This window comes from Cupriavidus gilardii, from assembly GCF_013314895.1.
GTDB lineage: Bacteria > Pseudomonadota > Gammaproteobacteria > Burkholderiales > Burkholderiaceae > Cupriavidus > Cupriavidus gilardii_C.
Genome location: NZ_JABTYE010000001.1, coordinates 230,444 through 257,008, shown reverse-complemented (window position 1 = coordinate 257,008; position 26,565 = coordinate 230,444). Strand labels below are relative to the sequence as shown.

At 68.2% G+C, this 26,565-nt stretch carries 23 protein-coding genes; 8 read left to right on the top strand and 15 right to left on the bottom strand.

Annotation, left to right across the window (positions count from 1 at the left end; translation table 11 throughout):
* Positions 1 to 2 precede the first annotated feature (2 nt).
* Both HTY53_RS01170 and HTY53_RS01165 read left to right on the top strand, forming a co-directional pair.
* Positions 3 to 1,151 carry a hybrid sensor histidine kinase/response regulator gene (locus HTY53_RS01170; RefSeq protein WP_174104551.1) on the top strand — a complete coding sequence of 383 codons (1,149 nt, stop codon included), beginning with the start codon at positions 3 to 5 and terminating at the stop codon, positions 1,149 to 1,151.
* Positions 1,148 to 2,134 (top strand): response regulator, encoded by a 987-nt coding sequence (locus tag HTY53_RS01165; RefSeq protein ID WP_174104550.1) that lies wholly within the window; start codon positions 1,148 to 1,150, stop codon positions 2,132 to 2,134. Before HTY53_RS01170 ends, HTY53_RS01165 begins: the two co-directional genes overlap by 4 nt.
* A 114-nt stretch (positions 2,135 to 2,248) precedes the next feature.
* Here HTY53_RS01165 and secF read toward each other — a convergent pair whose 3' ends face one another.
* From secF to queA, 5 genes are all read right to left on the bottom strand, one after another.
* On the bottom strand, positions 2,249 to 3,220 hold the full coding sequence (gene secF, locus HTY53_RS01160; protein ID WP_174104549.1) for a protein translocase subunit SecF: 972 nt from the start codon (positions 3,218 to 3,220) through the stop codon (positions 2,249 to 2,251).
* Between the two features lie 86 nt (positions 3,221 to 3,306).
* Positions 3,307 to 5,181: a protein translocase subunit SecD gene (gene secD / locus HTY53_RS01155; protein WP_174104548.1), complete on the bottom strand. Its 1,875-nt coding sequence runs from the start codon at positions 5,179 to 5,181 to the stop codon at positions 3,307 to 3,309.
* 209 nt (positions 5,182 to 5,390) lie between these two features.
* Complete coding sequence (gene yajC, locus HTY53_RS01150) at positions 5,391 to 5,720, bottom strand: preprotein translocase subunit YajC (protein ID WP_149316660.1); 330 nt, start codon at positions 5,718 to 5,720, stop codon at positions 5,391 to 5,393.
* A 134-nt stretch (positions 5,721 to 5,854) separates the two neighbouring features.
* Positions 5,855 to 6,985, bottom strand: coding sequence for a tRNA guanosine(34) transglycosylase Tgt (gene tgt, locus HTY53_RS01145; protein WP_174104547.1), 1,131 nt, complete (start codon positions 6,983 to 6,985; stop codon positions 5,855 to 5,857).
* Between the two features lie 78 nt (positions 6,986 to 7,063).
* A complete protein-coding gene (queA, locus tag HTY53_RS01140) occupies positions 7,064 to 8,101 on the bottom strand; it encodes a tRNA preQ1(34) S-adenosylmethionine ribosyltransferase-isomerase QueA (RefSeq protein ID WP_174104546.1) in 1,038 nt (345 codons plus the stop codon).
* A gap of 277 nt (positions 8,102 to 8,378) precedes the next feature.
* Here queA and recG point away from each other — a divergent pair, with 277 nt between their 5' ends.
* From recG to ubiA, 5 genes are all read left to right on the top strand, one after another.
* A complete protein-coding gene (gene recG, locus HTY53_RS01135) occupies positions 8,379 to 10,589 on the top strand; it encodes an ATP-dependent DNA helicase RecG (RefSeq protein ID WP_174104545.1) in 2,211 nt (736 codons plus the stop codon).
* Positions 10,590 to 10,871: 282 nt separating this feature from the next.
* The gene (locus tag HTY53_RS01130; RefSeq protein ID WP_174104544.1) at positions 10,872 to 11,822 is read left to right on the top strand and encodes a LysR substrate-binding domain-containing protein; all 951 of its coding nucleotides are present in this window, start codon (positions 10,872 to 10,874) and stop codon (positions 11,820 to 11,822) included.
* A gap of 455 nt (positions 11,823 to 12,277) precedes the next feature.
* On the top strand, positions 12,278 to 13,741 hold the full coding sequence (locus HTY53_RS01125; RefSeq protein WP_174104543.1) for a catalase: 1,464 nt from the start codon (positions 12,278 to 12,280) through the stop codon (positions 13,739 to 13,741).
* A 159-nt stretch (positions 13,742 to 13,900) separates the two neighbouring features.
* Positions 13,901 to 14,386 carry a Dps family protein gene (locus HTY53_RS01120; protein WP_006577618.1) on the top strand — a complete coding sequence of 162 codons (486 nt, stop codon included), beginning with the start codon at positions 13,901 to 13,903 and terminating at the stop codon, positions 14,384 to 14,386.
* 200 nt (positions 14,387 to 14,586) lie between these two features.
* Positions 14,587 to 15,444 carry a 4-hydroxybenzoate octaprenyltransferase gene (gene ubiA / locus HTY53_RS01115; protein ID WP_174104542.1) on the top strand — a complete coding sequence of 286 codons (858 nt, stop codon included), beginning with the start codon at positions 14,587 to 14,589 and terminating at the stop codon, positions 15,442 to 15,444.
* Between the two features lie 81 nt (positions 15,445 to 15,525).
* On the opposite strand, the gene proC is transcribed toward ubiA, so the two are convergent.
* Positions 15,526 to 16,365, bottom strand: coding sequence for a pyrroline-5-carboxylate reductase (gene proC, locus HTY53_RS01110; protein WP_174104541.1), 840 nt, complete (start codon positions 16,363 to 16,365; stop codon positions 15,526 to 15,528).
* A 55-nt stretch (positions 16,366 to 16,420) separates the two neighbouring features.
* Complete coding sequence (locus HTY53_RS01105; protein ID WP_174104540.1) at positions 16,421 to 17,119, bottom strand: YggS family pyridoxal phosphate-dependent enzyme; 699 nt, start codon at positions 17,117 to 17,119, stop codon at positions 16,421 to 16,423.
* 91 nt (positions 17,120 to 17,210) lie between these two features.
* On the opposite strand from HTY53_RS01105, the gene HTY53_RS01100 reads away from it, so the two are divergent.
* A complete protein-coding gene (locus tag HTY53_RS01100; RefSeq protein ID WP_174104539.1) occupies positions 17,211 to 17,705 on the top strand; it encodes a glutathione peroxidase in 495 nt (164 codons plus the stop codon).
* 36 nt (positions 17,706 to 17,741) lie between these two features.
* On the opposite strand, the gene HTY53_RS01095 is transcribed toward HTY53_RS01100, so the two are convergent.
* The 8 genes from HTY53_RS01095 to HTY53_RS01060 form a co-directional block, all read right to left on the bottom strand.
* Positions 17,742 to 18,464, bottom strand: a complete 723-nt coding sequence (locus HTY53_RS01095; protein WP_006578593.1) for an LrgB family protein — start codon at positions 18,462 to 18,464, stop codon at positions 17,742 to 17,744.
* Entirely contained in the window at positions 18,461 to 18,859 is a 399-nt protein-coding gene (locus tag HTY53_RS01090; RefSeq protein ID WP_174104538.1) for a CidA/LrgA family protein, read from the bottom strand. The genes HTY53_RS01095 and HTY53_RS01090 overlap by 4 nt, the downstream gene beginning before the upstream one ends.
* A gap of 67 nt (positions 18,860 to 18,926) precedes the next feature.
* A complete protein-coding gene (gene glcF / locus HTY53_RS01085; protein WP_174104537.1) occupies positions 18,927 to 20,171 on the bottom strand; it encodes a glycolate oxidase subunit GlcF in 1,245 nt (414 codons plus the stop codon).
* Between the two features lie 122 nt (positions 20,172 to 20,293).
* Positions 20,294 to 21,400 carry a glycolate oxidase subunit GlcE gene (gene glcE, locus HTY53_RS01080; protein WP_174104536.1) on the bottom strand — a complete coding sequence of 369 codons (1,107 nt, stop codon included), beginning with the start codon at positions 21,398 to 21,400 and terminating at the stop codon, positions 20,294 to 20,296.
* 121 nt (positions 21,401 to 21,521) lie between these two features.
* On the bottom strand, positions 21,522 to 22,466 hold the full coding sequence (locus HTY53_RS01075) for an ion transporter (RefSeq protein WP_174104535.1): 945 nt from the start codon (positions 22,464 to 22,466) through the stop codon (positions 21,522 to 21,524).
* 17 nt (positions 22,467 to 22,483) lie between these two features.
* Complete coding sequence (locus HTY53_RS01070) at positions 22,484 to 24,007, bottom strand: FAD-linked oxidase C-terminal domain-containing protein (RefSeq protein ID WP_174104534.1); 1,524 nt, start codon at positions 24,005 to 24,007, stop codon at positions 22,484 to 22,486.
* Positions 24,008 to 24,176: 169 nt separating this feature from the next.
* Positions 24,177 to 25,067, bottom strand: coding sequence for a LysR substrate-binding domain-containing protein (locus HTY53_RS01065; protein WP_174104533.1), 891 nt, complete (start codon positions 25,065 to 25,067; stop codon positions 24,177 to 24,179).
* Between the two features lie 10 nt (positions 25,068 to 25,077).
* Positions 25,078 to 26,496 (bottom strand): FAD-binding oxidoreductase, encoded by a 1,419-nt coding sequence (locus tag HTY53_RS01060; protein WP_174104532.1) that lies wholly within the window; start codon positions 26,494 to 26,496, stop codon positions 25,078 to 25,080.
* Between the last annotated feature and the right edge of the window lie 69 nt (positions 26,497 to 26,565).

Here is a 26,565-nt window from a genome sequence, read left to right as displayed (position 1 = left end):
CCATGACGGAACAGCGGATCGATTTGCGCCAGGCGCGGCTGACCGTGCTCTACGTCGACGACGAGGAGATGGCCTGCAAGTACTTTGCCCGGGCGGCGGGCGCGGAGTACGAAGTGCTGGTCGCCCAGGGCGCGGATCAGGCCATCGAGATGCTGCGCAACGACAGCGGCCGCACCGCGGTGCTGGTCACCGACTTCCGCATGCCGGGCCGCAACGGGGCCGATCTGCTGCGGCAGGTCGCCGCCGAGTATCCGCAGATCGTGCGGATCCTGGTGACGGCGTACGCCGACAAGGACATGCTGCTGCAGACGGTCAACAGCGGCGAGGTGTTTCGCATCCTCGAGAAGCCGCTTGGCCTGCAGGCGGTGCGCGACGTGCTGGCGCTGGCGCGCGAGCGCCATCGCGAACGGCAGTCGCGGCACCAGCGGCTGACCGCGATCGACGAGACGCTGGCGTTCCTGGCGCACGAACTTAACACCCCGCTGGCGGCTATCGCGAATTTCGCCCGCGGTGTTGAAAGCCGCAGCAGCGCCGAATACGATCCGCAGCGCCAGGCCGAGATCGGGCAAGCGGCTGCGGTGATGCACAGCAATGCGCAGTACTGCCTGGCGGTGATCTCGTCGTTCTTGCAATCGGTGCGCGGCAATGGGGAGCGGCCGCTGACCAGCGAGAACGATCGCGACATCACCGCCGGCAGCCTGATCATGGCGCTGCTCGACAGCTATCCGTTCACCGGTGCGCAGCGCAATTGGGTCGAGGTCGAACTGCATGGCGATTTCATCGTCCATACGTTGCCGAACTGCGTGTCGCTGGTGTTGTCGTCGCTGCTCAACAATGGCTTGCGGGCGCTGACCGATGTCCCCAAGCCGTCGCTGCGCTTCCGTGTGGTGGCGCAGCCCGACCCCGTGATCTGCATCAGCGACAACGGCCCAGGCATTCCGCCCGATGTGATGGAGCGCCTGCTGGTCGATCCGGTCACCACGCATGCCGCCGCCGGCGGAAACGGCCTCGGCATGATTTTCTGCAACCGCGTCATGCAGTCGTTCGGCGGCGGCATCCGGATCGAGTCGATTCCGGGCGCCGGCACCACCGTGACGCTGGAATTCCCTCACACGAAGAATCGAATGCACAGCAATAGGAGCGGTCAATGAACGAACCGAACGACAACCAGGCATCGCCGCCCGCGATTCTGTTCGTCGACGACGAGGCCACCGCGGTCAAGTATTTCCAGAGGGCGATCGGCGGGCTGGCGCCCGTCGTCACCGGCGGTTCGGTCGAGGAGGGCAAGGCGCTGCTCGAAGCGCATGGCGACACGCTGGCCGTGCTGGTCTCCGACCAGCGCATGCCGGGCGAATACGGCAACGAGCTGCTGCGCCACGCGCGCGAGCACTATCCGCATATCGTCCGCATCCTGACGACCGCGTATTCCGAACTCGAGTCCACCGTGCAGGCGGTCAACGAAGGGCAGATCCACCGCTACATCAAGAAGCCGTGGGACATCACCGCGCTGCGCATGGAGCTCAAGCAGGCGCTGGAGATCGCCGGCCTGCGCCGCGAGCGCGACCAGCTGGTGCGCGAGAAGCTCAGCGTGATCCAGCGCCAGACGCTGGCCGCCCGCATCGGCATGGTGCGCGCGCTGTGCGCCAGCCTGATCGGTCCCGAGCGCTTCCAGCCGGTCGAGACCTATCTGGCTGCCGCCGTGCTGGCGGGCGCCAGGGGTCCCGAGCCCGATTGGGCGAGGATGGACTACGCCGATCTGGTAGGCGCCGAGAGCCAGCGCAGCGGCGCCTTCGGCCATGCGGTGGCAAATCGCCTGGCGCAACTGCGTGCGACGCATGACACCGGCGCCGATGCGCTGGGCGTGATCGCGCAGCAGCTGGGGGAGGCGGTGCGCCGCGATGGTGACGCTCTGGTGTGGCTGTCGTCGCCGGTACTGTCCGAATTCCTTGGCACGCCGGTCGGAACGACGGTGTCGGAGCAGCACGCGGCGTGGTTTGCCGCGCTGCTGTGGCTCGATCGCAGCGGCAATGCGCTGGAGATGCTGCGCGACGGCAACACCATCGTCTCCCGCCTGGCGCCGGCGTCGACCCAGTTCGGCGCCGATCGGGTGGCGGTCTGGATCGAGCAGTTCTGAAGGATGAAGGATGCCGGTCCGCCGGCTCCCTCTCGCCCCCCTCGCGGAGCGGGCGCATAAAAAAACGGGGCCTGGGCCCCGTTTTTTTATGCGTGCTTCCTGACTACCGGCTCGTCATGCCTGCGCGCCGTAGTTCGGATCGTCGCGGTCGGCTCCGCCGGCCTTCTTTTCGCCCTTGATCAGGTCCTCGCGTTTGACGCCCAGCCACATGGCCAGCGCCGCGGCGACGAACACCGACGAGTAGATGCCGAACAGAATGCCGACCGTCAGCGCGAGCGCGAAGTAGTGCAGCGTCGGGCCGCCGAAGAAGAACATGGACAGCACCATCATCTCGGTCGAGCCGTGCGTGATGATGGTCCGCGACATCGTGCTGGTGATCGCGTTGTCGATGACCTCGTGGGTCGTCATCTTGCGGTACTTGCGGAAGTTCTCGCGGATCCGGTCGAAGATCACCACCGACTCGTTGACCGAATAGCCGAGCACGGCGAGTACGGCCGCCAGCACCGACAGCGAGAATTCCCACTGGAAGAAGGCGAAGAAGCCCAGGATGATCACGATGTCGTGCAGGTTGGCGATGATGCCCGCCACCGCGAACTTCCATTCGAAGCGGATCGACAGGTAGATCACGATGCCGGCGATCACGAACAGCAGCGCCAGCAGGCCGTCGGTGGCCAGCTCCCTGCCGACCTGCGGGCCGACGAATTCGACGCGCTGCAGATTGGCATCGGGCGAGACCGCCTTGAGCGCGCCCATCACCTGCTCGCTCTGCTGGGCCGAGCTGATCGGCTTGCCGTCGGCGCTCTTCTGCAGCGGCAGGCGGATCATCACGTCGCGCGAGGTGCCGAAGTTCTGCACCTGCACGTCGGAGTAGCCGAGCTTGCCGACCTGGCCGCGGATCCGTTCGAGGTCGGCGGGCTGCTGGTAGCTGACCTCCATCACCGTGCCGCCGGTGAACTCGATCGACAGGTGCAGGCCCTTCTGCCAGAGGAAAAAGACGGCGGCGAAGAACGTCACGAAGGAGATCACGTTGAAGATCAACGCGTGCTTCATGAACGGAATGTCGCGCCGGATGCGGAAGAATTCCATGGTGAATCCTGTATCTGCTGCAGCGTGCTGCGTTCGGGTGTTTCTTCAAACCGGAGCCGCGGGGCAGGGCCACGCGCGGCTCGCATTCACTTGTTGGCCACGGTGCCCTTGTTGTCCGGCGTGGGCCGCCAGATCTGGCCGATCGACACGCTCTGCAGCTTCTTCTTGCGGCCGTACCAGAGATTGACCAGGCCACGGTTGAAGAACACCGCCGAGAACACCGAGGTCAGGATGCCCAGGCAGTGCACCACCGCGAAGCCGCGCACCGGGCCCGAACCAAAGGCCAGCAACGCCAGGCCGGCGATCAGCGTGGTCACGTTCGAATCCAGAATGGTGGCCCAGGCGCGGTCGAAGCCGACTGCGATCGCCATCTGCGGCGATACCCCGGCGCGCAGCTCCTCGCGGATCCGCTCGTTGATCAGCACGTTGGCGTCGATTGCCATGCCGAGCACCAGCGCGATGGCGGCGATGCCGGGCAGCGTCAGCGTGGCCTGCAGCATCGACAGCACCGCGATCAGCAGCAGCAGGTTGACCCCCAGCGCGATCACCGAGAACACGCCGAACAGCAGGTAGTACAGCACCATGAAGACCGCGATCGCGGCAAAGCCGTAGGCCACCGAATCGAAGCCCTTCTCGATGTTGTCGGCGCCCAGCGACGGGCCAATGGTGCGTTCTTCGATGATCTCCATCGGCGCGGCCAGCGAGCCGGCGCGCAGCAGCAGCGCCAGGTCGTTGGCGGCCTCGGTCGAGTAGGAGCCGGTGATCTGGAAGCTCGAACCCAGTTCCGACTGGATCGTCGCCACCGTCAGCACTTCGCCCTTGCCCTTCTCGAACAGCACGATGCCCATCGGCTTGCCGATGTTCTCGCGCGAGACGTCGCGCAGCACGCGGCCGCCCTGGGCGTCGAGCTTGATGTTGACCGAAGGGCGCTGGTTCTGGTCGAAGCCGGCCGACGCGCTTTCGATGCGGTCGCCGGTGAAGATCACCTGCTTTTTCAGCACCACCGGGGCGCCGTTGCCGTGCAGGAACAGCTCGCTGCCGAACGGGATCGGGTCGCCCTGACGCGGGGCGCGCGGCGCGTCCGGATCGACCAGGCGAGCCTCCAGCGTGGCGGTACGGCCGATGATGTCCTTGGCCTTGGCGGTGTCCTGCACGCCCGGCAGCTGCACGACGATCCGCTCGGCGCCTTGCTGCTGGATCACCGGCTCGGCCACGCCCAGTTCGTTGACGCGGTTGTGCAGCGTGGTGATGTTCTGCTTCACGGCGGCGTCCTGCACCGCGCGGCGCGCCGCCTCGGTGAAGGTCCCGATCACGTTGTTGCCTTCCATCGCGAAGGTCAGGTCGGGCAGGCTGTCAGCCAGCACGCCGCGCGCGCGGGTGGCGTCCTCGGGATTGTTGAAGCGCACCGTCACGCGGTCGCCGTTGCGGTCCACGCCGCCGTGGCGGATGCCCTTGTCGCGCAGCACCGTGCGGGCGTCGCCGGCGAGGCTGTCGAGCTTCTTGTCGACCGCGCCCTTCATGTCGACCTGCAGCAGGAAGTGCACGCCGCCGCGCAGGTCCAGACCGAGGTACATCGGCAGCGCATGCAGCGACGTCAGCCACTTCGGCGAGCCGGACAGCAGGTTCAGCGCGACCACATAGGTCGGGTCGTTGGGGTCAGGGTTCAGCGAGCGCGACAGCACGTCTTTCGCGCGCAGCTGCTCGTCGGTGGTGCGGAAGCGCGCCTTGACCGAGCCGGACTGCCCCGATACGTCAAAGAACACGCCGTCGGGCTGCAAGCCGTTCTGCGCCAGCACCTGTTCGATCTGCTTCTGCATCGCCAGATCGACCTTGACCGTGGCCTTGCCCGACGAGACCTGCACCGCAGGCGCCTCGCCGAAGAAGTTGGGCAGCGTGTAGAGGATGCCGATGGTCAGTGCCACCAGAATCACGAGGTATTTCCAAAGCGGATAGCGATTCATCTTCGGCCAGTCTTTCTACGGTCTTTCTACGGCCGGCGCGGCACGCGGACGGGAATCCGCGGGCGTGTCGCGCCGGCAACCGGTTGGCAAACAGCCGCCTGGCCCGACCGGAGACTTCCCGGGGCGGGGCCAGGCGGCTGTGCGGGCACGCTATTGGCGGCGTGCCGGAACCCTGCGGAAAATCCGCAAGGCCTGAGAGAGCGAGGGGCTCAGAGCGCCTTCAGCGAACCCTTCGGCAGCACTGCGGTGACGGCGTTCTTCTGCACCGTGATCTCGGTGCCTTCGGCGATTTCCAGCGTCACGTACTGCTCGTTGACCTTGGTGACCCGGCCCAGGATGCCGCCGGCGGTGACGACTTCGTCGTTCTTGGCCAGCGCTTCCAGCATCGCCTTGGCTTCCTTCTGCCGCTTCATCTGCGGGCGGATCATGATGAACCACAGGACCGCGAACATCAGGATGATCGGCAGGAAACTCATCAGGCCACCCGCCGCGCCGCCGGCCCCGCCGGCGGTCTGGGCAAATGCGTTCGAAATCAGCACGTTGCTTCTCCGTCACAAATTAGATTCAAGGAATCGGGCATTCTATCACCCGCTTCGGCCGGTTCTGACGCTGGCGTCGCCCGCCTGGACGGGCCGGTCTCGCACGGTCGGCGGGCGCGGTCCCACAGGCCGGTCTACTGCGTGCCGCGCGCGCGGTCGGCGGCGAACTGGCGGCGGAAGGCGTCGAAGCGGTGCTGCTCGATCGCCTCGCGGATTTCGCGCATCAGCTGCAGGTAGTAATACAGATTGTGGATCGTATTGAGCCGCGCGCCCAGAATTTCTCCGACCCGGTGCAGATGGTGCAGATAGGCCCGCGAGAAATTGCGGCAGGTGTAGCAGGCGCAGCTTTCGTCCAGCGGGCGCGGGTCGTTGCGGTGCGCCGCGTTCTTGATCTTGACGTCGCCGAAGCGGGTAAACAGCCAGCCGTTGCGCGCATTGCGGGTCGGCATCACGCAGTCGAACATGTCGACCCCGGACGCCACGCCGGCTACCAGATCCTCCGGCGTGCCGACGCCCATCAGATAGTGCGGCTTGTCCGCCGGCAGCCGCGGGCCGACGTGTTCGAGCACCCGCATCATGTCTTCCTTGGGCTCGCCGACCGACAACCCGCCGATCGCCAGGCCGTGGAAGCCGAGCTCCGACAGGCCCGCCAGCGACTCGTCGCGCAGGTCCTCGAACATGCCGCCCTGCACGATGCCGAACAGCGCGTTCGGATTGGCCAGCCGCTCGAACTCGTCGCGCGAGCGCTTGGCCCAGCGCAGGCTCATCCGCATCGAGCGCGCCGCCTCCTCGTGCGTGGCCGGCCGGCCCTCGATCTCGTACGGCGTGCATTCGTCGAACTGCATCACGATGTCCGAGTTCAGCGTGCGCTGGATCTGCATCGAGATTTCCGGCGACAGGAACAGCTTGTCGCCATTGACCGGCGAGGCGAAGGTCACGCCGTCCTCGGTGATCTTGCGCAGCTCGCCCAGCGAGAACACCTGGAAGCCGCCCGAGTCGGTCAGGATCGGCTTGTCCCAGCCGACGAAGCGGTGCAGGCCCTGATGCGTGTCGATGACCTCCAGCCCCGGCCGCAGCCACAGATGAAAGGTATTGCCCAGGATGATCTGCGCGCCGATTTCGTTCAGCTCCAGCGGCGACATCGCCTTGACCGAGCCATAGGTGCCGACCGGCATGAAGATCGGCGTCTCGACCACCCCGTGGTTCAGGGTGACGCGGCCGCGGCGGGCGTTGCCGTCGGTGGTGATCAGTTCGAATTGGAGCATGGCGTACGGTGGCGGAGATTCGGTGGGTGGTGACGTGCCGGCGGACGGAGCGGTAGGGCGCGAGCGCGGGGCAGCGGCTCAGGGCTGGCGATGCAGCAGCATCGCATCGCCATAGCTGAAGAAGCGATAGCGCTGTTCGACCGCATGGCGATAGGCGAGGCGGATCGGCTCGATGCCGGCCATCGCCGAGACCAGCATCAGCAGCGTCGACTTGGGCAGGTGGAAGTTGGTGATCAGGGCGTCGATCAGCTTGAAGCGATAGCCCGGCGTGATGAAGATGTCGGTGTCGCCGCTGCCGGCCAGCAGCTCGCCCTCCGGCGTCGCGGCCGATTCCAGCGCGCGCAGCGACGTGGTGCCGACCGCGATCACGCGGCCGCCGGCGGCGCGGGTGTCGCGCACCGCCTGCGCCAGTTCCTCCGAGATCGCGTACCACTCCGAGTGCATCTTGTGCTCGGCCAGGTTCTCGGTGCGCACCGGCTGGAACGTGCCGGCACCGACGTGCAGCGTCAGGAAGGCGCGCCGCACGCCGTGGGCGTCGAGCCGCGCGAACAGCGCGTCGTCGAAATGCAGCCCCGCGGTCGGCGCCGCCACCGCGCCCGGATGGCGGGCATAGACGGTCTGGTAGCGGCTTTCGTCGTAGGCGTCGGGATCGTGCGTGATGTACGGCGGCAGCGGCAGGCGGCCGAAGCGCTCGATCAGATCGAGCGCCGGCTCGGGGAAACGCAGCGTGAAGAACTGGTCCACGCGAGCGCCGACCGTGACGTCGAACGCGTCGGCCAGCCGCAGCGTACTGCCTTCGGCCGGCGTCTTCGAGGCGCGCACCTGCGCCAGCACCGTGTCGGTGTCCAGCACGCGCTCGACCAGCACCTCGATCTTGCCGCCGCTGGCCTTGTGGCCGAAGAAGCGCGCCTTGATCACGCGGGTGTCGTTGAACACCAGCAGGTCGTTCGGGCGCAGATAGTCGGTCAGGTCGGCGAAGGCACGGTCGTCCAGTTCGGTGGCGCCGTCCGCGCCGGTGCGCACGACCAGCAGCCGGCTCGCGCTGCGGTCGGGCAGCGCGGTCTGGGCGATCAGTTCGGGCGGCAGCGGAAAATCGAAATCGGACAGCGTCAGCATAAATGGACAGGGGCCGGCGCCTCGAAACGAGGCCGGCGCATACGAAACGGGACGGCAGCAGTCGGGAAACCGCCGGTGGCGCCTGCAGCGCGCGGCGCAGGCATGGGTACAATCGGCGGACCCGCTATTGTAAGGCTTCGGCCGCCAGGCTTGCCGCGGTTGCCGTGATGGCGAGTATTCCGCCGGGGCAACCCCGGAGCACCGACGGCTCAGCCGTTTCCCACGATCCGATCCGATACGTCAGGGGCGCCGCCGCGCCCCGGCCACCACCGCCTCGATGCCCGTCACCGCCAGCGAACGCAAGCCCGAGCCAGACGACCAGCCGCCATCGCCAACGCCGGCCGGCAAGTCCGCCCAGCCCGCCAGGGCCGCGCAGCCCGCGAAGTCCGGCAAGCCCGCCGCGCCGTCATCGGCGATGGCCAAACTCGCCAAGCTCGGACTGAAGCGCGACGTCGACCTGGTGCTGCATCTGCCGATGCGCTACGAGGACGAGACCACGCTGCTGCCGATCCGTGAGGCCGTGCATCGGGCGGGGCTGGGCTTGGCCGTGCAGGTCGAGGGCGAGGTGGTCTCCAGCGAGGTCACGCTGCGGCCGCGCCGGCAGCTGGTGGTCCGCATCGCCGACGACAGCGGCGAGCTGACGCTGCGCTTTCTCAATTTCTACGGCAGCCAGGCCAAGCAGATGGCCGAAGGGGTGCGGCTGCGCGTGCGCGGCGAGGTGCGCGGCGGCTTCTTCGGCGCCGAGATGATCCATCCGGTGGTGCGCCCGGTCGGCCCCGACGAGCCGCTGCCGGACCGGCTGACCCCGGTTTATCCGGCCACCGCCGGCATCTCGCAGGGCTATCTGCGCAAGGCCATCGGCGGGGCGCTGCAGCGCACGCCGCTGCCGGAGACGCTGCCGCGGCCGCTGCTGGACGGCCTGCTGGCGCCGTTGAAGCTGCAGCCGCTGGCCGAATCGCTGCGGCTGCTGCACGCGCCGCCGCCGCAGGTCGACGAGGCCGCGCTGATCGACCGCTCGCACCCGGCGTGGGTCCGCATCAAGTTCGACGAGCTGCTGGCCCAGCAGCTGTCGCTCAAGCGCGCGCAGGCGGCCCGCCGCGCCCGCAACGCGCCGCCGATGCCGCGCCGCGCCGGCGGCCTGCTGGACCGTTTCCTCGCCGCGCTGCCGTTCGCGCTGACCGGCGCGCAGCAGCGTGTGGTCAAGGAGATCGCCGCCGACATGGGCGCGCCGCACCCGATGCACCGGCTGCTGCAGGGCGATGTCGGCAGCGGCAAGACCATCGTCGCCGCGCTGGCCGCCTGCCAGGCGATCGACGCCGGCTACCAGGCCGCGCTGATGGCGCCGACCGAGATCCTGGCCGAGCAGCACTACCGCAAGCTGTCGGGCTGGCTGGCGCCGCTGGGCGTCGAGGTGGTGTGGCTGGCCGGCAGCCTCAAGAGCCGGGACAAGCGCGAGGCGGTGGCGCGCGTCGAGTCGGGCCAGGCGCAACTGGCGATCGGCACGCATGCGCTGATCCAGGACGCGGTGCGGTTCGCGAAGCTCGGGCTGTCGGTCGTCGACGAACAGCATCGCTTCGGCGTGGCGCAGCGGCTGGCCCTGCGCGGCAAGGCAGAAGGGGCGGAAGGATCGGAAAAGGGCGGCGCCGGCACGGACGAACGCGCCACCGTGCCGCACCAGCTGATGATGTCGGCCACGCCGATCCCGCGCACGCTGGCGATGACCTATTACGCCGACCTCGACGTGTCGGTGATCGACGAACTGCCGCCCGGCCGCAGCCCGGTGGTCACCCGGCTGGTCAACGATGCGCGCCGCGACGAGGTGATCGAACGCGTGCACCATGCCGCGGCGCAGGGTCGGCAGGTCTATTGGGTCTGTCCGCTGATCGAGGAGAGCGAGGCGCTGCAGCTGCAGACCGCGCAGGAGACCTACGAGACGCTGGCCGCCGCCTTGCCGGATCTGAAGGTCGGACTGGTCCATGGCCGGCTGCCGCCGGCCGAGAAGGCCGCGGTGATGGACGCCTTCTCGTCCAACCAGCTGCAGGTGCTGGTGGCGACCACGGTGATCGAAGTGGGCGTCGACGTGCCCAACGCCTCGCTGATGGTGATCGAGCATGCCGAGCGCTTCGGCCTGGCGCAGCTGCACCAGCTGCGCGGCCGCGTCGGCCGGGGCAGCGCCGAATCGGTCTGCCTGCTGATGTACCAGGCCCCGCTGTCGCCGACCGCCAAGCAGCGGCTGGCGACGATGCGGGAGACCACAGACGGCTTCGAGATCGCGCGCCGCGACCTGCAGATCCGCGGCCCGGGCGAATTCCTCGGCGCCCGCCAATCGGGCGAGGCGATGCTGCGCTTTGCCGACCTCGAGACCGACGCCTGGCTGGTCGAGCCGGCGCAGCAGGCGGCCGAGCTGCTGCTGAGCCGCTATCCGGAGGCCGCGCAGGCGCATCTGTCGCGCTGGCTTGGTGGGCGCGAGCATTACCTCAAGGCGTGAGATCGGCCGCCGTGGCCGAGGCCGTGGCCGTCGCCCGCCGGGGCCGCACTTGCGCGGCAACAGCAGAAGAGCCTCCTGCGCCGCATTGCCGCGCGGCTCTGACAGAACGTCGATTCGAAGGTAAAATCTATCGCTTCTGAAAAGGCGATAATTTGCGAAGCACTTCTGTGACGTGCTTTCGCGGCGATTCGACGGTCTCGCCCCCGGCCCAGCCGTGCCGAGACGCCGTCACAGCCTTCACGCTGTCGCCCGCTCCACCGCAACCTCCCAAGCCGATACGACATGACGCTGACCGAATTGAAGTACATCGTTGCCGTCGCGCGAGAGCGCCATTTCGGCCGTGCCGCCGAGGCCTGCTTCGTGTCGCAGCCCACGCTGTCGGTGGCGATCAAGAAGCTGGAGGACGAACTGAACGTGCAGATCTTCGAGCGCGGCACCTCCGAGGTTTCGGTGACGGCGGTCGGCGAGCAGATCGTCGCGCAGGCGCAGCGGGTGCTGGAGCAGACCATGGCGATCCGCGAGATCGCCAAGCAGGGCAAGGACCCGCTGGCCGGGCCGCTGCGCGTCGGCGTGATCTACACGATCGGGCCGTATCTGCTGCCGGCGCTGGTCAAGCAGATGATCCACACCGTGCCGCAGATGCCGCTGATGCTGCAGGAGAACTACACGGTCAAGCTGATCGAGCTGCTCAAGCAGGGCGAGATCGACTGCGCGATCATGGCCGAGCCGTTCCCCGACTCCGGTCTGACGGTGCGGCCACTGTACGACGAGCCCTTCGTCGTCGCGGTGCCGCGCGGCCATCAGCTGGAAAAGGCCGAGCATGTCGCGCCGGACGAACTGAAGCAGCAGACCATGCTGCTGCTGGGCAGCGGCCACTGCTTCCGCGACCATGTGCTGGGCGTCTGCCCTGAACTGTCGCGGTTCTCGCAGGCGGCCGACGGCATCCAGAAGACCTTCGAGGGCTCGTCTCTCGAAACCATTCGCCATATGGTCGCCAGCGGCGTCGGCATTACCGTGCTGCCGCGTACCTCGGTGCCGGACATGCATGCCAGCAACGACCTGCTGTCCTATGTGCCGTTCGCCGAGCCGGTGCCCGATCGCCGCGTGGTGCTGGCCTGGCGCAAGAGCTTCACCCGGCTGCCGGCGATGGAAGCGCTGTGCGCGGCGGTGGCCGCGTGCGAACTGCCGGGCGTGCGCAAGCTGACGCCGGACGCGCTGGCCAAGGCGGCCTGACCCTTCTCTCCCTCCCGGGTGTCGTCGACCGGCGCGGTGCAATGCCGCGCCGCGCGCTGCTGGCCGACGCGCCATGACTGCCGACGCCGCTGCCGCTGTTAGCTTTTCGCTATATCATAGTTTTAAATAATTAAATTCCTATACCAATAGGTGATTGTTAGACTCCTTCCATCGACGCACGATACCGCTCGCAGAAGGAGTCAGCATGAACCGCAATCGTCCCTCGCCGTTGCCCGTCCCGGGCACCGTCTGGCGCGACCTGCGCCGTCAACTGACCGACTGCCTGGCCTGTTTCGCCACCGTCTATTGACGGCGGGCCAGCGAGACCGTCTGCGGCAGCCGCCGTCACGGTGGCATCGCAATGGCCGCGTAGTCTCACGGCCGGCCCTGGCAGTCAGCCGCACCGGTTTCATGGCGTTTCCGTCTTCCCGCACCCCCCACAAGCAGAGGTCACGATGAGCAAGGATAAGGACAAGGACACCAAGGACATCCTCACCACCGCCGCCGGCGCGCCGGTCGCCGACAACCAGAATTCGCTGACCGCCGGCGTGCGCGGCCCGATGTTGCTGCAGGACGTCTGGTTCCTCGAGAAGCTCGCGCACTTCGACCGCGAGGTCATTCCCGAGCGCCGGGTACACGCCAAGGGCTCGGGCGCCCACGGTACCTTCACCGTGACGCATGACATTACGCAGTACACGAAGGCGTCGATCTTTGCCGAGGTCGGCAAGCAGACCCCGCTGTTCATCCGCTTCTCGACCGTGGCCGGCGAGCGCGGCGCCGCCGATGCCGAGCGCGACGTGCGCGGCTTCTCGATCAAGTTCTATACCGACGAGGGCAACTGGGACGTGGTGGGCAACAACACGCCGGTGTTCTTCGTCCGCGATCCGCTCAAGTTCCCGGACTTCATCCACACGCAGAAGCGCAATCCGCGCACCAATCTGCGCGATCCGATTGCGGTGTGGGACTTCTGGTCGCGCCATCCCGAATCGCTGCATCAGGTCACGATCCTGATGAGCGATCGCGGCCTGCCGCAGAACTACCGGCAAATGCACGGCTTCGGCTCGCACACCTACTCGTTCATCAACGCGGCGGGCGAGCGCTTCTGGGTCAAGTTCCACTTCAAGTCGCAGCAGGGCATCGCCAACTGGACCAACGAGGAAGCGGCGAAGGTGGTGGCCGGCGACCGCGAGAGCGCGCAGCGCGACCTGTACGAGAACATCGAGCAGGGCAATTTCCCGCGCTGGAAGCTGCAGGTGCAGATCATGCCGGAGGCCGACGCGGCGACGTATCGCATCAACCCCTTCGATCTGACCAAGGTCTGGCCGCATGCCGACTATCCGCTGATCGACGTCGGCGTGCTGGAGCTGAACCGCAATCCGGACAACTACTTCGCCGAGGTGGAACAGGTCGCGATGAACCCGTCCAACATCGTGCCCGGCATCGGCTTCTCGCCGGACCGGATGCTGCAGGGCCGGCTGTTCTCGTACGGCGACACGCAGCGCTACCGGCTGGGCGTCAACCATCACCAGATTCCGGTCAACGCGCCGAAATGCCCGTTCCACAACAGCTTCCATCGCGACGGGGCGATGCGCGTCGACGGCAACCAGGGCAGCAAGCTGAACTACGAGCCGAACCGGCAGGGCGCCTTCGCGGCCGGCGAGCGCGCGGTCGAGCCGCCGCTGTCGGTCGGCGCGGTCGCGGACCGCTTCGACCACCGCGCGGACGACGACGATTACTACAGCCAGCCGCGCGCGCTGTTCCAGCTGTTCGACGACGGCCAGCGCCAGCGCCTGTTCGGCAATATCGCGGCGGCGATGCAGGGCGTGCCGGCCGATATCGTGCAGGTCCAGCTCGAGCACTTCCGCCGGATCGATCCGGCCTACGCGGCAGGGGTGGAGCGGGCGCTGAACGTACGCTGAAGGCAGGCGCAGGGCGCTCGAACGGGTGGCGCGGGTTTGTCCGCGCTCCCGTTGGGATGCCATAATGCGAAGCCGGGGCCGCTGGCGAATACGCTGGCGGCCCCCATCGCATTTTTTCCGCAGTTAGTCGTGGCCACATCAGAACGGAGCGTATCGATCATGGCGAAGAAGAACGAGATGAGCGTGAACATCGGGATTTCGGACAAGGACCGCAAGAAGATCGCCGAGGGCCTGTCCAAGCTGCTGGCGGACACCTACACGCTTTATCTGAAGACGCACAATTTCCACTGGAACGTCACCGGCCCGATGTTCAACACGCTGCATCTGATGTTCGAGACGCAGTACAACGAACTGGCGCTGGCCGTGGACTCGATCGCCGAACGCATCCGCGCGCTGGGCTATCCGGCACCGGGCACCTACAAGGAATACGCGCGGCTGTCGTCGATCCAGGAAGAAGAGGGCGTGCCCGAGGCCACCGAGATGATCCGCAAGCTGGTCGAAGGCCAGGAGGCCGTGGTCCGTACCGCGCGCTCGATCTTCCCGCTGGTCGAGGCCGCCGCCGACGAGCCGTCCGCCGACCTGCTGACCCAGCGCATGCAGACGCACGAAAAGACCGCATGGATGCTGCGTTCGATGCTCGCCTGAGCGGACTGGCGTCGTGACGATGTGCCGCCGCGTGTGCGGCGGCGCGTTGTCGACGGCCTCGCAGGGGGGGCGCCTCGCCAGAGGCAATCGAGCCACACGACTCGTACCCCCTCGGCCTCCTCTTCTGGTCCCCTGATCTCTCGATCCCGCTTGCTCCGCCGCCCGCCGTGCCGCTGTCCCGCCCCCACCGACCGACCCCGATGCTCGAACGTCTCGCCCTGTACGCACGCCTGGTGCGCATCGACAAGCCGATCGGCACGCTGCTGTTGCTGTGGCCGACCTTGTGGGCGCTGTGGATGGCCGCCGGCGGGCCGCCGCCATGGCCGATCTTCTGGATCTTCGTGGTCGGCACCTTCCTGATGCGCTCGGCGGGCTGCGCGATGAACGACTGGGCCGACCGCGACTTCGACAGGCACGTGAAGCGCACCCGCGAACGACCGCTGACGGCGGGGCGCATCCAGCCCTGGGAGGCGCTGGCGGTGGCCGGCACGCTGGCCGTGCTTGCCTTCCTGCTGATCCTGCCGCTGAACGCGCTGACCAAATGGCTGTCGGTGGTGGCGGTGATCGTCGCCGCGACCTATCCCTTCTTCAAGCGCTTTTTCGCGATTCCGCAGGCGTACCTTGGCATCGCGTTCGGCTTCGGCATCCCGATGGCCTTCGCCGCCGTGCAACAGCAGGTGCCGCCGGTGGCCTGGCTGATGCTGCTGGCCAATGTGTTCTGGTCGGTCGCCTACGACACCGCCTATGCGATGGTCGACCGCGACGACGACCTGCTGATCGGCATGAAGACCTCGGCGATCACGTTCGGCCGCTTCGACGTGGCGGCGATCATGATCTGCTACGCCGGCTTCCTGGCGCTGATGGCGGTGGCGGGCAGCATGCTCGGGCTGGGCTGGCCGTACTGGCTCGGCCTGGCGGCGGCCGCCGTTACGGCGCTGTACCACTACACGCTGATCCGCGCGCGCGACCGCATGCAGTGCTTCGCGGCGTTCCGCCACAACAACTGGCTCGGCGCCTGGGTGTTTGCCGGCACTGCGCTGGCGTACGCGCTGCGGTAGCGCTTGTCGTTCCCGTGCAGGCGGGAACCCGGCGACTTTCCACGCCGCTGGACCCCCGCCTGCGCGGGGACGACAGCGATATCAGCCTTCCTTGCCGAACTCCTCGCCCATTGCCGCGCCGCGCGCCGCGGCGGCATGCACTGCCTTGACGAAGGCGTCGCCGACCCCGGACTGCTCCAGCACCGTCAACGCCGCGTAGGTGGTGCCGCCCTTCGACGTCACGCGCTCGCGCAACGTCGACACCGGCTCGCTCGATTGCGCCGCCAGCGCGGCCGCGCCGCGGAACGTCTCGATCGCCAGCTGGCGGCCCTGCGCGGCGCTCAGGCCCAGCTCGGTGGCGGCGCGCTCCATCGCTTCGATCACGTAGAACACATAGGCCGGGCCGCTGCCCGAGACTGCGGTGACCGCGTCCATTTGCGCATCGTTGTCCAGCCACACGCATTGGCCGACTGCCTCGGCCAGCGCGGTGGCGATGGCGCGGTCCTCCGCCGACAGGCTGGCCGGCGCGCTCAAGCCGGTCATGCCCTTGCCGGCCAGCGCCGGGGTGTTCGGCATCGAGCGCACCACCCGCGCATGACCGCCGAGCCAGCGTTGGATGTCCTGCAGGCGGATGCCGGCGGCCACGCTGATCACCAGGCTATGGCTGCCGGCGGTGCGCAGATGCGGCAGCAGCTGTTCGGCCGCCTCGCGGAACTGCTGCGGCTTGGTCGCCATCACGATCACATCGCTGCCGGCCAGTTCGACATCGGGCGCCTCGACGGTATGCACGCGCTGCTCGCGGGCCAGCCGTTCGCGCGCCGGCGCGTACGGGTCCGCGACTCGGATCGACGTAGGCGGCACGCCGCGCGCGATCAGGCCGCCGATCAGGGCGGTGGCCAGATTGCCGCCGCCGACGAAGCCGAAGGTCAGAGTGGTGAGCATGGGTGGGTCTCGCTGTGAGTCGGGAATCGAACAGTCGGAACTTGAACGGCCTGCTTCATGCCGGGCGCGGGCGGGCACCGAAGATCGCGGTGCCGACGCGCACGATGGTCGCGCCTTCGGCCACCGCCGCTTCGAGGTCGCCGGACATGCCCATCGACAGCGTGTCGACCGCCAGCCCGTCCTCGCGCAGCGTGGCCAGCAGCGCGCGCAGCGCGGCAAGGGGCCGGCGCTGCGCCGCGATATCGTCCGCAGGTTCGGGAATCGCCATCAGCCCGCGCAGATGCAGATTGGGCAGCGGCGCGATGGCCCGTGCGAGGGGCAGCACGTCGGCCGGCGCCACGCCGCTCTTGCTGGCCTCGCCGCTGATATTGACCTGGATGCAGACCTGCAGCGGTCCCATCGAGGCCGGGCGTTGCGCCGACAGCCGCTCGGCGATGCGCAGCCGGTCGACCGAATGCACCCAGTCGAAGTGCTCGGCCACCGCGCGCGTCTTGTTGCTTTGCAGGGGACCGATGAAGTGCCACGACAGCTGCTCGCGCAGCGATGCCAGCGCGGCAATCTTGTCCAGGCCTTCCTGCACGTAGTTCTCGCCGAAGGCCCGCTGGCCGGCGTCGAAGGCCTCGCGTACCGCCGTGGGGGGAAAGGTCTTGGACACCGCCAGCAGCGAGACCTCGCCGGCAGATCGGCCCGCCTGGAGTTCGGCGGCGGCAAGGCGCCGGCGCACGGCTTGCAGATTCGCGGCTATGACCGACATGGTTCGGCAAACATCAAAAGAAACGGTTGGCAACAAGGGGTAGGCCATTATAGTGTTTGCTCCCCAACCCCTTCGCCGACAGGAACACGCCATGGACAACGTCTACCAGTTCACCGCCGAATCGCTGGCCGGCCAACCGGTGTCGCTCTCGCAGTTCGAGGGCAAGGTGCTGCTGATCGTCAATACCGCCAGCGAATGCGGCTTCACGCCCCAATACGCCGGCCTGCAGAAGCTGCATGAGCGTCATGCGGGGCGGGGTTTCGCGGTGCTCGGCTTTCCGTGCAACCAGTTCGGCAAGCAGGAGCCCGGCGATGCGCAGCAAATCGGCCAGTTCTGCGAATCGCGCTTCCAGGTCAGCTTTCCGATGTTCGCCAAGATCGACGTCAACGGCGCCAACGCGCATCCGCTGTATCGCTGGCTGACCGCGCAGAAACCCGGCCTGCTGGGCATCGAGGCGATCAAGTGGAATTTCACCAAGTTCCTGCTGCGCCGCGACGGCACGGTGTTCAAGCGCTATGCGCCGACCACCAGGCCCGAGGACATCGAGGCCGATATCGAGACGCTGCTGGCCGAGCCGGCGCGCTGAAGCGGCACCGGCCGGCGCGCGGCGCTCAGTCCTGCATCAGCGCGGCATCCACGTCGCCAGCAAGGGCACCAGCACCGCGGTCAGCACGCCGTTCAGGCCCATGCCGAGCGCGGCGAAGGCGCCGGCCTCCTGGTTGACCTGGAAGGCCCGTGCGGTGCCGATGCCGTGCGCCGCCAGCCCGGTGGCGAAGCCCCGCACGCTGTAGTCGCGCATGCCGAGCAGGTTCAGGATCTTGGTCGCGCTGATCGCGCCGATGATGCCGGTGCCCATCACCAGCACGGCGGTCAGCGACGGCAGGCCGCCGATCTTCTCGGCCACGCCCATCGCGATCGGAATGGTCACCGACTTTGGCGCCAGCGAGCGCACCACCTCCGGCGAGGCGCCCAGCAGCCAGGCGATGCCGACCGCCGACACCACCGCGACCAGCGAGCCCGCCAGCAGCCCGCCCAGCAGCGGCAGCACGTGTGCGCGCAGCTTCGGCAACTGCTGGTACAGCGGCACAGCCAGCGCCACCGTGGCCGGTCCCAGCAGGAAGTGCACGAACTGCGCGCCGTCGAAATAGGTCTGATACGGCGTGCCGGTCACGGTCAGCACCGCGACCAGCAGCGCCACCGAGATCATCACGGGATTGGCGAGCGGCGAAAAACGCGCGCGTTCGTAGATGCGAAAGGCGAACACATAGGCCAGCAGCGTCGCGGTCAGCCCGAGCAGCGGGCTGGCGGCCAGATAGACCCAGATCTCGTTCAGGCGCGGCGTCATCGCGTCTCTCCCGCGCCGGTTGCGGCAGGGTCCCCAGCGGGGCCGGTGGGGGAGGACGGGGGTTTGCGCATCAGCGCGCGCGTGACCAGCGCCGTGGTGGCGATGGCCAGCCAGGTCGACAGCACCAGCGCGACGATGATCGGCATCCATTCGCCGCCGATGCGGCTGCCGTGCACCATGATGCCGACGCCGGCCGGCACGAACAGCAGCGACAGATGCTTGAGCAGCTCGGCAGTGGTGCCCTGGATGATCGCCAGCAGGCGATCGTCGATCGCGAGCCAGCAGAACAGCAGGATCATGCCGATCACGGGACCGGGCACGGGCAGGCGCAGCGCGTAGCTGAACACCTCGCCCACGGATTGGAATACCAGCAGGATGGCAAGCGTCTGGAGCATGCGAGGGGCAGGTTGGTCGGCCAGGCGGAATCACCGCGATTCCGCCGGCGGCAGCCCCCGCGCACCGTCAACCGAGCATGCGATCCACCAGTTCGATCCAGTGCAGCACCGGCGTCTGCGTGCCGCTTTGCAGATGGGTGATGCAGCCGATATTGGCGGACACGATGGTGTCCGGCTGCGTGACCTGCAGTTTCGCGAGCTTGTCGTCGCGCAGGCGATAGGCCAGGTCCGGCTGCAGCACCGAATAGGTGCCCGCCGAGCCGCAGCACAGGTGGCTGTCAGCGCAGAGTTTGACCTCCACGCCGAGTGCGGTCAAGAGCGCCTCTACCTTGCCGCGGATCTGCTGGCCGTGCTGAAGCGTGCAGGGCGGGTGCCACGCGACCCGCTGCTCGGGCGGCGGCGCGGCCTCGGCCAGCCCCTTCAGCGGTTCGGCGAACGCCGGCAGCAGCTCGGAAACGTCGCGCGTCAGCGCCGAGATGCGCGCCGCGCGTTCGGCGTACTTCGGGTCGTGGCGCAACAGATGGCCGTACTCCTTGACCATCACGCCGCAGCCCGACGCGTTCATCACGATCGCCTCGGCGCCCGCTTCGACATGCGGCCACCATGCATCGATATTGCGGCGCATATTGTCGAGGCCGCCCGGATGGTCGCCATTGTGATAGCGGATTGCCCCGCAACAACCGGCCTCGGGCGCGACCACCATCTGCACGCCGAGACGATCGAACACGCGCGCAGTCGCGGCATTGATGTCGGGCGACATCGACGGCTGCACGCAGCCGGCCAGCAGCAGCATCTTGCGCGCATGCTCGCGCTGCGGCCATGCGCCGGCCGGCGCGGCGACCGGCACCTTGTTGCGCAGCACCTCGGGCAGCAGCGGGCGCACCAGCTGCCCCATGCGCATCGCGGCGCCGAACAGGCGAGGACGCGTCAGCCCTTCGCGCAGCACCCAGCGCGCGATGCGCTGGCGCGCCGGGCGATGCAGGCCCTGCTCGGCCAGCCGCTCGTCGACGACCTGGCGGCCGATGTCGACCAGCCGGCCGTAGGTCACGCCGGACGGGCAGGTCGATTCGCAGTTGCGGCAGGTCAGGCAGCGGTCCAGATGCAGGCGCGTGCTTTCGGTGACGGGGTTGCCCTCCAGCACCTGCTTCATCAGATAGATGCGCCCGCGCGGTCCGTCTAGCTCGTCGCCGAGCAGCTGGTAGGTCGGGCAGGTCGCGGTACAGAAGCCGCAGTGCACGCACTTGCCGACGATGGACTTGGCTTCTTCGCCATCGGGCGTGTCGCGGAGGAAATCGGCCAGGGTCGTTTGCATGATTGGGACCAGAGTGGTTGTCGCGCCGGCTTGTCGTTTGGCTTGTCGTCTGGCTTGTCGCCTGTGTTTGTCGTGGGGACTTGCCGGGGCGTTTGTCTAGCGAATCGGGGAGGGGCGCGGATTCAAAGGTCCGGGTACAGCCGCCCCGGATTGAAGATGCCGGCCGGATCGAAGGCCGCCTTCAGCCGCGCATGGATCGCCATCAGCGGCGCCGACTGCGGCGTAAACACACCCTCGGACTTGTCACCGTTGCGGAACAGCGTCGCGTGCCCGCCTGCGGCCTGCGCGATCGCCCGCACCTGCGCGGCGGGCACCGGCTGCGCGGGGATCCACCAGCGCTGGCCGCCGCCCCATTCGATCAGCTGCGTGCCGCCCGCCGCCGGAGGCAGGGCCAGCGGTGCCGCCGTGGTCGGCACCGCCAGACGCCACAGCGGCGCGCCGGCGTGGCACGGCGCGAAGAACGGATGGGTCTGCTCGCGCAGCGCCTGCCACAGGGCCTGCGCGTCGCCTTGTTCGATCGCTTCTCCGCCGAGGCGCTCACGGGCCGCGCGCAGTGCCGCCGATGCGCCCGACAGCCGGACATGCAGCACGCCGTCGTGCCAGACCGACGCCGCGATCGGCAGCGGCTGTCCGCCCCAATCGTTGAGGCGCTCGAGCGCCTCGGCCTCGCTCAGTTCGAAGCGCAGCGTGGCGTCGTCGAACGGCACCGGCAGCACCTTCAGCGAGACTTCGAGAATCAGGCCGAGCGTGCCGAGCGACCCGGCGATCAGCCGAGAGACATCGTAGCCCGCGACGTTCTTCATCACCTGGCCGCCGAACTGCAGCGTATCGCCGCGGCCATCCATCATCTGCACACCGAGCACGAAATCGCGCAGCGCGCCGACCGACTGCCGGCGCGGGCCGGACAGGCCGGCCGCGACCGCGCCGCCCAGCGTCGCGCGGCTGACGCCGTCGGCGCCGGCGAAGTGCGGCGGCTCGAAGGCCAGCATCTGGCGCCGTTCGGCCAGCGTCGCCTCGATCTCGGCCAGCGGCGTGCCGCAGCGCGCGGTCATCACCAGCTCGGCGGGGTCGTAGTCGACGATGCCGGCGTGGCCGCGCGTGTCCAGCACCTCGCCCTCGGGCGGCTGGCCGTAGAAGTCCTTGCTGCCGCCGCCGGTGAAGCGCAGCGGCGTACGGCTGGCGGCGGCGTGCCGGATGGCATCGCGGAAGGCGTCGAGCTTGTCTTGCATGGCGTTGGCAGGGATGGCTGGGGTTCTGGCTTTCTGTGGTTCGGGGCGCCCTGCGCGCGGCACGCGGCCGCGCCGGCGGGCGCTCTGGTTCTCTTGTCCGGTCGTTCGTCGTCGCGCAGCGTCAGGCGTTGTCGCCGACCTCGACCTGATACGGCGGCAGCTTCTTGCCGCAATGCTTGCAATAGGAGGCGTCGGGGTCGTGCCCCTCGGTCAGGCAATGCACGCAGGTGCGCGTCGTCAGCGGGCGGCGGATGATGCTGGCGGCGAGTTCCGCGCCGACGATGCCGGTCGGGAAGGCGATGATGCCGTAGCCGAGCAGGATCGTCAGCGAGGTGATGAACTGCCCCACGGCGGTCTTCGGCACCATGTCGCCGTAGCCGGTGGTGGTCAGCGTCACGACTGCCCAGTACATGCTGCGCGGAATGCTGACGAAGCCGTTCTCGGGCCCCTCGACCACATACATCACGGTGCCGAGGATCACGGTGATGATGAAAACGGTGCCGAGGAAGACCGAGATCTTGCGCCGGCTGTTGGCCAGTGCGCGGTAGAGGATCTGCGCCTCTTCGAAGTAGACCGTCAGCTTCAGGATCCGGAACACCCGCAGCAGCCGCAGCAGGCGCACGTCGATCAGGAAGGCCAGCTCGGGCATGAAGAAGGCCAGCCAGGTCGGCATGATCGAGATGAAGTCGATGATGCCGAAGAAGCTGAACACATAGCGCAGGCGCCGCCGTACCACCAGGATCCGCATCACGTATTCGGCGGTGAACAGCAGCGTGAACATCCACTCGAGCACGGTGAAGCCCACACCGAGCCGCGCGTGGATCGCCGGCACGCTGTCGAACATCACCACCAGCACGCTGGCGACGATGGCGAGCAGCAGCGCGACATCGAACTGCCGGCCCTCGCGCGTATCGGCCTCGAAGATGATGGTGTACCAACGCTGGCGCCAGCCGGTGTCCGGCTTGCCCAGATACTGGCGCACATACGCTTCCTGGCGGCGGCGCGGATCGTCGCGCTGCGCCTGGCGGGGGCCGTCGTTGCGGGGAGCTTGGCGGTAGTTGGCCATCGGCGTGCGGGCTTTGCTCAGAAGCGGGGCAGGTCCGGATGCGGCAGCACGCCGCGGCGCACGTGCATCTTGCCGTATTCGGCGCAGCGCGCCAGCGTCGGAATGGCCTTGTCCGGATTGAGCAGCCGGGCCGGGTCGAAGGCCGCCTTCACGCGCAGGAACGCCTCGCGCTCCTCCGGCGCGAACTGTACGCACATCGAATTGAGCTTCTCGACGCCGACGCCGTGCTCGCCGGTCACGGTGCCGCCGAGCTCCACGCAGGTCTCCAGGATGTCGGCGCCGAACAGCTCGGCGCGCTGCCATTCGTCATGGTCCGCGCCATCGAACAGGATCAGCGGATGCATGTTGCCGTCGCCGGCATGGAACACGTTGATGCAGCGCAGGCCGTACTTGAGCTCCATCTGCTCGATGCGCTTGAGCAGCGTGCCGATGTGCTTGCGCGGGATGGTGCCGTCCATGCAATAGTAGTCGGGCGAGATCCGGCCCGCGGCGGGAAAGGCGTTCTTGCGGCCGCTCCAGAAGCGCAGGCGCTCCGGCTCGCTCTGCGACACCGCGATTCGGGTCGCGCCGGAGGCGCGCAGCACCTCGCTCATCCGTTCGATTTCCTCGGCCACTTCCTCGGGCGTGCCATCGGACTCGCACAGCAGGATCGCGGCGGCATCGAGGTCGTAGCCAGCATGGACGAATTCCTCGACCGCGGCGGTCGCCGGCTTGTCCATCATCTCCAGCCCGGCCGGGATGATGCCGGCGGCGATCACGTCGGCGACTGCGTTGCCGCCTTTCTCGACGTCGTCGAAGCTGGCCATGATGACCTGCGCCAGCTGCGGCCGCGGCACCAGCTTGACGGTGACCTCGGTGGTGACCGCCAGCATGCCTTCCGAGCCGATCAGCACGGCCAGAAGATCCAGGCCGGGCGCGTCGGGCGCCGCGCTGCCGAACTCGACCACGTCGCCTTCCATGGTGATGGCGCGCACGCGCAGCACGTTATGGACGGTCAAACCGTATTTGAGGCAATGCACGCCGCCCGAATTCTCGGCGACGTTGCCGCCGATGGTGCAGGCGATCTGGGACGAGGGATCGGGCGCGTAGTACAGGCCGTACGGCGCGGCGGCTTCGGAAATCGCCAGGTTGCGCACGCCCGGCTGGACCACCGCGGTGCGTGACAGCGGATCGATCGACACGATGCGCTTGAACTTGGCCAGCGACAGCACCACGCCGCTGGCGATCGGCATCGCGCCGCCCGACAGGCTGGTGCCGGCGCCGCGCGGCACCACGGGCACGCGCAGCCGGTGGCACAGCCGCAGGATCGCGATCACTTGGTCCTCAGTATCGGGAAGCACGACCGCGAGCGGCACCTGGCGATAGGCCGCCAGGCCGTCGCATTCATAGGGCACGGTGTCTTCGGGACGCGTCAGCAGCGCCGGCTCGGGAAGGATGCGCGCGAGTTCGCGCAACAGCTCGGCGGTCTGCTCGGGCGACAGCGCGGCGGCCAGCGCGGCCGAGGAGGCCGCTGGGATGGCAGCGTCTTGCGGGGCGTTCATGGCGACTCCTGTATGGCCTCGCGGCCCTGGCGGCGCAGGCGAGGCGGGGACGGCAGACTATAGCGCAGCCGATGGCCGCGCAGCCGCCGCCGCACGTGAATTCGGCGCGCCGCGCCGATCAAAAATGCTCATGCCGCGACAAGGTGGTTGCTGCGCCGGCCGGGCCGCCTTACCACTCCAGGCTGAGCAGCCAGTCGACGAAGTAGCGGGCCTCGGGCTTGAGCGGCGCCTGTTCGCGCTCGACGATGTAGTAGCCATGCGGCGACTCCGATTCGATATCGAGCAGCCGCACCATCTGGCCCAGCGACAGCCAGTGCCGTGCCATGCGCTGGCGCACCAGCGCCACGCCCTGGTTCGAGGCGACCGCCTCCAGCATGAAGCCGATGTCGTTGAACTGGGGGCCGCTCTGCGGCTCGGGCCAATCGAGGCCGGCGGTCTCGAACCACGGCTTCCATGGCTCCAGCGGACTGCGCAGCAGCACCAGATTGGCCAGGTGCTCGGGGCGCGTGATCGAGCGTCCGTCGATTCGTTCATAGTACTCGCGCCCGCAGGCCGGAAACACCGGCTCGACCAGCAGCCGCGTGGTCTTCAGGTCCGGATAGCGCCCGGTGCCATAGCGGACCTCCACGTCGGCGTCCTCGGCCTTCACGTCGAGAAAAGGGATCGCCAGCTGCAGTTCCAGGTCGATATGCGGATAGAGCGCCCCGAACTCGGGCAGCCGCGGCACCAGATGCTGGCGGCCGAAGGTCGGCGGCGTCGCGACCCGCAGCCGGGTGCGCATCTTGTTGTACTCGGGGCGCGCCAGCTCGTTCAGCGACTTGAGGGCGTCCTGGACATTGCGCAGATAGCGCGTGCCGGCCGCCGTCAGCCGCAGCGCGGTGTTGGCGCGCACGAACAGGTCCTCGCCCCACAGCTCTTCGAGATTCTTGATCCGGTGCGACACCGCGCTGGGCGTCACCGACAGCTCCTCGGCGGCGCGGGCGAAGCTGCCCAGCCGCGACGCCGCCTCGAAGGCGATCAGCAGATGGAGCGGCGGGATGCGGTTGAACAGCGCGGCCATGGGGATCGGCTCAGCGGTTCGGGCGGAAGATCTTGCCCGGGTTCAGGATGCCGTTCGGGTCCAGCGCCCGCTTGATCGCGCGCATCACGTCCAGCGCGTCCTCGCCATGCTCGCTGATCAGGAAGTCGATCTTGTGCAGGCCGACGCCGTGCTCGCCGGTGCAGGTGCCGCCCATGGCGAGCGCACGCGAGACGATTGCCGCGTTCAGTGCCTCGGCCTGTTCCAGTTCTTCGGGCTTGTCGGGATCGGTCAGGATCGCCACGTGGAAATTGCCGTCGCCGACATGGCCGACGATCGGGCAGGGCAGGCCCGAGGCGATCAGGTCGCGCTCGGTCTCGACCACGCAGTCGGCCAGCCGCGAGATCGGCACGCAGACGTCGGTGGTCACTGCCCGGCAGCCGGGCTTGAGCTGCAGCATCGCGAAGTAGGCGGTATGGCGGGCATTCCACAGCCGGCTGCGGTCTTCCGGCCGCGTCGCCCATTCGAAGCCCTGGCCGCCATGCTCGGCGGTGATCTGCTGCACGGTCTCGGCCTGCTCGCGCACGCCGGCCTCGGTACCGTGGAATTCGAAGAACAGATGGGGGCTTTCGGGCAGCGTCAGGCGGTCGTGACGGTTGATCGCGCGGATCGCCAGCGCGTCGACGAATTCGACGCGCGCCACCGGCACGCCGAGCTGGATGGTGTCGATCACGGCCCGCACCGCGCTGCCCATGTCCGGGAAGGCGCAGACCGCGGCCGAGATCGCCTCGGGCTGCGGGTACAGCCGCACCGTGATCTCGGTGATGATGCCGAGCGTCCCTTCGCTGCCGACGAACAGCCGGGTCAGGTCGTAGCCGGCCGACGACTTGCGGGCGTGGGTGCCGGTCTTGATCACGCGGCCGTCGGCGGTCACCACGGTCAGCGCCAGCACGTTCTCGCGCATGGTGCCGTAGCGCACGGCGTTGGTCCCCGACGCCCGCGTCGCGCACATGCCGCCCAGCGAGGCGTCGGCGCCCGGGTCGATCGGAAAGAACAGGCCGGTGTCCTTGATTTCCTGGTTCAGCTGCTTGCGGGTGACGCCGGGCTGCACGGTGACGGTCAGGTCCTCCGGCTGGACCGCGATCACCTGGTTCATCTGCGACAGGTCCAGGCTGATGCCGCCCGCGACCGCCAGCAGATGTCCCTCCAGCGACGAGCCCGCGCCGTAGGGAATCAGCGGCACGCCATGCGCGTTGCACAGCCTGGCCACCTCGGCCACTTCCTCGGTGCTGTGGGCGAACACCACCGCATCGGGCGCGGCCGGCGGAAACGGCGACTCGTCGCGGCCGTGGTGCTCGCGCACGCCGGCCGAGGTGGTGAAGCGATCGCCGAAGCGCGCCTGCAGGGCGTCGGCCACTTCCGGCGGCAGCGGACGGCGGGTCAGGGCGGCGTGGGGCGTGGGATGGTTCATGCTGGTCTCCGGCGGGGCTTGGGCGGGCTGCGCTCTGTTCGGGTGTTCCCCGGCGGTGGGCCTTTACGG